Raw genomic sequence first — 6740 nt, 5'->3', positions numbered from 1 at the left:
TCGGCAAAAGGTACGACAGAACGGCATGGACGGAACGTAAAAGCTAAATCTGGTTTAAACCGCGCAATACTGGAGCAGGGCTGGTATGAAATGCGCCGTCAGCTTGAGTACAAGCAGCTCTGGCGAGGTGGTCAGGTACTGGCAATACCCCCTGCCTACACCAGTCAGAAGTGCGCTTACTGTGGTCATACAGCAAAGGAAAACCGCCAGTCACAAAGTCAATTCGAGTGCCTTGAATGTGGATATACAGCGAATGCTGATATCAACGGGGCACGTAACATTTTAGCGGCAGGACATGCCGTGCTTGCCTGTGGAGGGAGGGTGCAGTGAGACCGCCCGTCGAATCAGGAACCCGCCGAGGTGATTCAGACATCAGTCTGAACGCAGTAGGGATCCACGTCCTTTAGGGCGTGGAGGATGTCAATTATCTTAGGAGACATCTTGTTTCTCTATTACAGGAAGTCTCCACATAAATATCAACAGACAGGCTAAAATTATCAGCAATAAAATTCTCACCCACCACATTGAGACCAACCACAGCGAGATAGCAAAAGTTACTAAAATGACTAAAATAGCTTTCGGCTTAGCCCCCTTAGGCATGGCGCGATAAGTTTGCCAATAACGCAAATAACCACCAAACCAAGAGCGATATAGCAACCAGTGATGAAAGCGTGTTGATGAGCGAGAAAAACACCATGCAGCTAATAACAAAAATGGTGTAGTGGGTAACACGGGTAAAACAACACCTAATGTGGCTAATCCAACACATAACCACCCTGCTATAATCAATAATATCCGTTTCATGTTATGCTTTCCAAATTATGCTTGGTCGCTCTAGGGTAAAGAGTAAATAAAAAAGCTCCTCATTCTCAATAACAATTTTAAAACATAAGGCGGGTTTATGCACTGGATCACTGACTATTGGTGGGTTATTTTAATTCTTTTAGTTGGAATAATTATTAATGCCATAAAAGATATGAATAAAATAGATCCAAAACAGTTTCTAAAAAATAAACGGAAACTGCCTCCCCATCGCGATTTTAATGATAAATGGGATGATGAGGACGATTGGCCCAACAAAAATGACCAGAAGAAGTAGTCGTTAACCAATGTTGGTAAGCCTGTGCTAATTGCTCATCTTTTTCTGCCATCAGTTGTTGGCATTGCCGACGTAGTGTCGTGACAAGGGCTTTCTTGCCCGATAACGAAAATTGTTTTACACAGGCCTCTACAGATTGCTTATCAATAAAAAATGCCACTAATAACGGGTAGCGTGATCTATCACCTTGCAGAAAATAACCAACACTTTGATATACCGTTAATATAGAGCGATGGGCGAAAGCAAAACCTGCCATCATCAGCCAGTGATCTGCTTCACTGACGCTAGGCAATGCAGTAGCAAGAGAGATACCTGTTTGCTGAGTGATATAATCACTTTGTAATGCGAGTGCTTGTTGTGCAACTTGTAATAATTGCTGCCCCTGAGCACTGATTGGGTAAATAGCCATAGCAGTATAACAGCCACTACTGGCTTCTTTATGAACGCCTAATCTCACCAGATAAAAACCACATTGTTGCCAAAAATTGGCTAATGCGTCGGTATAGCCAAAACTGACAGAAAGGTAATCAATATTCTGTTTCTGGCACTGCTTAGCAATATCCGCAACTAATTTTGCAGCGACTTTTTGACGTCGATATGCTGGCAATACCGCAATTCGGCTGATGCGTAATGAAGTTAAACACATTGCCTCAATGGATAAGCCGTAAGTGACTAACGATTGGGCGACAAGATTACCTCTTGGTCGACGTATACCTCGCCAAACATCTTGTGCTAAGGCTTTCGCTAGTCCCCCTTCTTCAATACACCACACCGCCCCAACAAGATGCCGATGAATAAATGCAGACCAATAGTGCTGTTTTTGTCCATCGAATAAACGTCGAAGATCTAAAGGCGTGGTTCGATAATGAGCACTGGTTAAAAGTTGATAAAAATTGGCTCGTTGTTCACTATCGAAATGCTGGCATGAGGTGATCACCACCTCACCAGATTGGTTAGCATGATGAAAAGAAGGCTCATCAAGTAACAACAGTTGATTAAGCCAATTTTCGAGTGGATCGTCCTGCGCCCAGCGAATAGGTACGGTGAGTTGATAATTTTGTAACTTTGGAATGCTATCACCCAGTTTTAAAATAAAGCCGCGCCCTGTTCCTTCATAGCCTTGTACCGTGGTGGTCATTAACACTCGAGGAAAGTGCTGACAAAGTGTTATCAGTTGAGCAATGGGTATAGTCGCCGCTTCATCAATAATTAACCAATCTCGACACAAATGCTCTGTATGACAAAGGGCTAACAAATTATCCGGTGAGTAGAACTCGATAGTTTTATGTGTATGAGATAATAGCACTTCAATACTGTTTCTCGCAGGGGCACAAACCGTTACTGAGCCAGGCCATTGCTCTATCAACATTCCTGCTAACGCTGATTTTCCTCTGCCTCTTGGTGCCGTGATACTCCATACGCCGGATTTTGCCTGTAAAAGATGCGCTAATAACTGTCGCTGTTGTATGGTTGGCATCCCTTGAGGCAACCCCCACTGTTGGCCTGTATTTTTTATTTTAGGTAGAACAAGGGGCTGCGATGCTTGCCAAATAATGGCCTGTTTATCTGCTAGTGTAATTTTTGCTAACCAAGCCATAAAATGGGGAGTAGATATAACCCCTTGCGCATCATTCCAGCGCTGACTATCGTTATCAATATAATATTGCCACTGAACAATATCGGGTAAACATAAGATAAGCCAACTTCCTGCTTTCAACGTTCCCGTTAGCATCGCTAGTGCATCAGCATTAAAAGCATGGTTAGCGTCAAATACAGCGTGAAGATATTCACGGCCTAATAGTTGATGAGCATGTTCTGGTTTTATCGCCTCAGACATCTCTGAAGAGAGTATTAGCCAATCGCCTTTACACTGCTGTTGGATTGCTCGAAGTTGTTCCCTTTGCCATGTATAGCTCCCCGCTAGAAGGAGTAATCGCCGCTGGCCTAGTCGAGCGAAGGCTTGTTGATAGCGCAATAAATCTAAAGATGGCACTACTATGACTTACCTATCAATAACGAAAGGATCCCCGCAGCAATCAGTGGACCTACTGGAACCCCCCTAAATAGGGCGACACCAATAACGGTTCCTACGAGTAAACCCGCTACCGTTGACGGTTGGTTATTCATAAGTGACACCCCCCGTGCTCCTAACCAAGAGACGATGATACCAATTGCAATCGCTAGTAATGATTTCCAATTTAAAAAAGAATTGAAAACTTCTTGTGCGGAAATGCGGCCTGTGGCAATCGGTGTCATAACACCTACGGTGAGGATCAAGATCCCAATGGTCATACCGTATTTTTCGACTAACGGAAAATATTGGTTTAACGGTGTGATTTTAATAACCAATAAAAAGATCATTGCTAAAGTGACAGTCATATTATGACTAATAATGCCCAGGCCTGCGAGTACCAGCAAAATTAGCAATGAGGGATCAACATTACTCATCTATTTTTATAATCCTTCTCTTTCTCTGAATCATTCTAATATCATTTAAGCGTGAGATGGTATTAGTTCAATGACGAAGAAGCAAATGTATCACAAGATTTAATATCGCCACTATTGTAGCCGCGCATAAACCATGTCTTACGTTGTTCTGCAGTGCCGTGAGTAAAGCTATCCGGTACAGCGTAACCCTGTTGTTGGCGTTGCAGCCTATCATCACCGATAGCTTGTGCGGTTTTAATGGCCGTCAGTAAGTCCGCTTCATCAACACGGCCTTCACCGGCAATAAAGCGCCCCCACATACCCGCAAAACAATCAGCTTGCAGTTCTAGTCTTACTGATAAGCGATTTGCTTCCACTTTTGAACGCGCCATTTGCTGTTTTTCACGCATTTGTGTGGTGATACCGAGTAGATGCTGAACATGATGTCCCACTTCATGAGAAATCACATAACCTTGAGCAAACTCTCCACCTCCACCAAGGCTGTTTTTCATTTCATTATAAAAAGAGAGATCGAGATAAATTTTTTGATCTGCAGGGCAATAAAAAGGCCCCATCATTTTAGTGCCAGTACCGCATTGCGTTGTGGTACTGTTGGTATATAGCACTAATTTAGGATCACGATATTGTTCGCCGGCTTTGGCAAACATCCCTTGCCAAAAATCTTCCGTACTGGCTAATACAACACTGCTAAAATCTGCCGCTTCATTATAAAGAGCGGATTGTTGTTGGCTATTTTGTGTTGGTTGTGATGTTTGCCCTGTAAGCGAATTAAAATCAAACCCCATAAAGCTTGCGATCACCAAAATAATAATGATCACAAAGCCATATTTTGTACGTAATAATAGTGCAATTAATCCTAATGGGAGATTACCACCACCGGATGCAGAAGAAGGCTGCCCTCTTCTATCTTCAACATTATTGCTTCTTCGGCGATCATTCCAACGCATAACCCTTCCCCATTATGTAATTCACTTAATTTTAATTGCTAGGTCATTTTGATGACAACTTATCTTAGATAATAACAAAAATTATCTCATCGCTATTGCCTATTTTTTAAGAGCAAAATAATAGCACCCATTAGTCACTTTCAATTCATCTTAGTTAATTTTTCTTTATAGCATATTAAAAAGGTCAGTTTTTAAGCTGACCTTTTTCTTTTATGGATAATATTGCTGACGTAATCGATTGCGCGATTAGTCTAAAGAAACACCAATTCGACGTGCAACTTCTTCATAGGCTTCAATTAATCCACCTAAACTTTGACGGAAGCGATCTTTATCCATTTTATCTAAGGTGTTTTTATCCCATAAACGGCTACCATCTGGTGAGAATTCATCCCCCAGCACAACTTTACCGTTAAAGAGGCCAAACTCTAATTTAAAGTCAACGAGGATCAGACCGGCTTTATCAAACAGTTCACTGAGAACATCGTTTGCTTTATAACTAAGGCGTTTCATTTCTGCGAGGTTTTCTTTTGATACCCAACCAAAAGTTTCACAGTAAGATTCATTAACCATCGGATCATGACGGGCATCGTCTTTTAAGAAGAGATCAAAAATAGGTGGGTTTAAGACAGTACCTTCTTCAATACCTAAACGTTTAACCAGTGATCCAGCCGCTCGGTTACGAATAACACATTCAACAGGCACCATATCGAGTTTTTTTACTAGCACTTCATTATCAGAGAGCAAACGTTCCATCTGCGTTGGGATACCCGCTTCTTCCAATTTGTTCATAATGAAATAATTGAACTTATTGTTCACCATTCCTTTACGATCAAACTGTTCAATACGTTGGCCATCTAACGCTGATGTATCGTTTCTGAATTCAAGAATAAGATAATCAGAAGACTCAGTGGTATAAACCGTTTTCGCTTTACCACGATACAACTCAGCTTTTTTTTGCATCTGACACACTCCAAAGATGTGATAGGTTTAACAAGAAACTTGCTTTCCATACTCTACTCTAGATTGGATAAAAAAGCTTTTAAAACGTGGAGGGGATCACTAAAAAATATCACTGTCGACTATTTTTTAGCGGCTCTAATCAATAAGAGAAATAAGTGAATTGAGTGATAAAAAGGCCGCACATTTTCTGTACGGCCTGATATTTAATAGATAAAAAGAGCTTTTATTTTATTGGCTTACTAAAGGCCGCTTTCATTGCAGCAACCATCTGATCATTTTCAGACTGTGTAAGAGGTTTACCTTTATCACTGATAAATTGCAAACTACTGCGGTTATTTAAGTCACCAACTTGTAGTTTGTAATCCCCTTCATTAATTGTTGGTTTATCAACCCCTAACGTGCTCCAACTTGCACTACTTAAGCCTTTATAAGTCACTTCAATTGAACCTTTCGAACGAGTACGATCGCCCATTTTCATACCCACGCTTTCTAGCGCGATAGGTAATCTATCCCACACAACATCAAATGGTGCTCGAACAATAATGACAGGCAGTCCGGCATTATCACTTCCCGTTTGTACGTCGATAATACCTTGCAAATTACTCGTTGCGCTATTTTCACTTAAGTTACGCATGCGGTTTAAACCGTCAACCACTTCATTTAATAGTAAGGTGTTATAACGCTTCACTTCCATTGGATCGGAAATCTCGTTTTCACCTTGGCGTAACCCAGTATTCGTAATCGTTAATATCACAACATTACCTGACTGGCTTATCGCTAAATTATGGCGACTTTGGAAAGGCACATTTTCATCAGCACGAGTCCAAGTGATCCAATCGGTAACAATCTGTTTTTGTCCTGCATCACTTTTAGCCAGTGCCACACCTTTATCCGCTAAAACAGCAGAAACTTGCTCGTATAAGGTGGTATTTTCGGGCGTGTTGGGTAATAACAGTCGGCTATTATCCGCATTATTCTCACTACGTGAGCCACTTAATAAGTTTAAAGCCTGTGTTGGTGGGCGAATATCTAATGCTAAACCCACAGGCTCACTCTTTTTAGGCGTAGGAATATCATATTCCCCATTTTGCAAAGGCAACACCATACCCGCTGGGACAACTAAATTTTTTAGCGCTGCTGACTCTAAATACGACTCGTCACCACTGACTTGACGTTTATAGCGCTGATCACTGGAACAGGCTGCCAATAAAACCACCAGCGACAGACCCGCGACTTTCATAATCTTTGATTTATGCAATAGTGTTGCCATTAAAATTCCCTAAGTT

8 protein-coding genes are annotated in these 6740 nt (G+C 41.5%); 2 read left to right on the top strand and 6 right to left on the bottom strand.

Annotated features, from left to right (window positions below; genetic code table 11):
• A partial coding sequence (locus tag AACV01_RS15270; protein ID WP_161683180.1) for an RNA-guided endonuclease InsQ/TnpB family protein occupies positions 1-330 on the top strand: 330 nt, incomplete at its 5' end.
• A gap of 99 nt (positions 331-429) precedes the next feature.
• On the opposite strand, the gene AACV01_RS15265 is transcribed toward AACV01_RS15270, so the two are convergent.
• Positions 430-804, bottom strand: coding sequence for a DUF454 family protein (locus tag AACV01_RS15265; RefSeq protein WP_017628038.1), 375 nt, complete (start codon positions 802-804; stop codon positions 430-432).
• Between the two features lie 97 nt (positions 805-901).
• Here AACV01_RS15265 and AACV01_RS15260 point away from each other — a divergent pair, with 97 nt between their 5' ends.
• Positions 902-1099: a YpfN family protein gene (locus tag AACV01_RS15260; RefSeq protein ID WP_004243408.1), complete on the top strand. Its 198-nt coding sequence runs from the start codon at positions 902-904 to the stop codon at positions 1097-1099.
• On the opposite strand, the gene AACV01_RS15255 is transcribed toward AACV01_RS15260, so the two are convergent.
• From AACV01_RS15255 to bamC, 5 genes are all read right to left on the bottom strand, one after another.
• Positions 1041-3092 carry a GNAT family N-acetyltransferase gene (locus tag AACV01_RS15255; protein WP_161683178.1) on the bottom strand — a complete coding sequence of 684 codons (2052 nt, stop codon included), beginning with the start codon at positions 3090-3092 and terminating at the stop codon, positions 1041-1043. The two genes, AACV01_RS15260 and AACV01_RS15255, sit on opposite strands and share 59 nt — an antisense overlap.
• A 2-nt stretch (positions 3093-3094) precedes the next feature.
• A complete protein-coding gene (locus AACV01_RS15250) occupies positions 3095-3547 on the bottom strand; it encodes a DUF441 domain-containing protein (RefSeq protein ID WP_004243411.1) in 453 nt (150 codons plus the stop codon).
• A 62-nt stretch (positions 3548-3609) separates the two neighbouring features.
• Positions 3610-4494, bottom strand: a complete 885-nt coding sequence (gene ypfJ, locus AACV01_RS15245) for a KPN_02809 family neutral zinc metallopeptidase (RefSeq protein ID WP_004243412.1) — start codon at positions 4492-4494, stop codon at positions 3610-3612.
• Positions 4495-4740: 246 nt separating this feature from the next.
• Positions 4741-5454 carry a phosphoribosylaminoimidazolesuccinocarboxamide synthase gene (gene purC / locus AACV01_RS15240; RefSeq protein ID WP_004243413.1) on the bottom strand — a complete coding sequence of 238 codons (714 nt, stop codon included), beginning with the start codon at positions 5452-5454 and terminating at the stop codon, positions 4741-4743.
• Positions 5455-5677: 223 nt separating this feature from the next.
• Positions 5678-6724, bottom strand: coding sequence for an outer membrane protein assembly factor BamC (gene bamC, locus AACV01_RS15235; RefSeq protein WP_004243414.1), 1047 nt, complete (start codon positions 6722-6724; stop codon positions 5678-5680).
• Positions 6725-6740: the final 16 nt, after the last annotated feature.

Source organism: Proteus sp. G2609 (assembly GCF_963896135.1).
Taxonomy (GTDB): Bacteria; Pseudomonadota; Gammaproteobacteria; order Enterobacterales; family Enterobacteriaceae; genus Proteus; species Proteus mirabilis.
This window is presented reverse-complemented; position numbering and strand designations above follow the sequence as displayed.

Bases quoted from the DNA above. Each gene is read 5' to 3' on its own strand.
- bamC (WP_004243414.1), bottom strand. From the start codon at position 6,724: ATGGCAACACTATTGCATAAATCAAAGATTATGAAAGTCGCGGGTCTG.
- AACV01_RS15265 (WP_017628038.1), bottom strand. From the start codon at position 804: ATGAAACGGATATTATTGATTATAGCAGGGTGGTTATGTGTTGGATTA.
- purC (WP_004243413.1), bottom strand. From the start codon at position 5,454: ATGCAAAAAAAAGCTGAGTTGTATCGTGGTAAAGCGAAAACGGTTTAT.
- AACV01_RS15250 (WP_004243411.1), bottom strand. From the start codon at position 3,547: ATGAGTAATGTTGATCCCTCATTGCTAATTTTGCTGGTACTCGCAGGC.
- AACV01_RS15260 (WP_004243408.1), top strand. From the start codon at position 902: ATGCACTGGATCACTGACTATTGGTGGGTTATTTTAATTCTTTTAGTT.
- ypfJ (WP_004243412.1), bottom strand. From the start codon at position 4,494: ATGCGTTGGAATGATCGCCGAAGAAGCAATAATGTTGAAGATAGAAGA.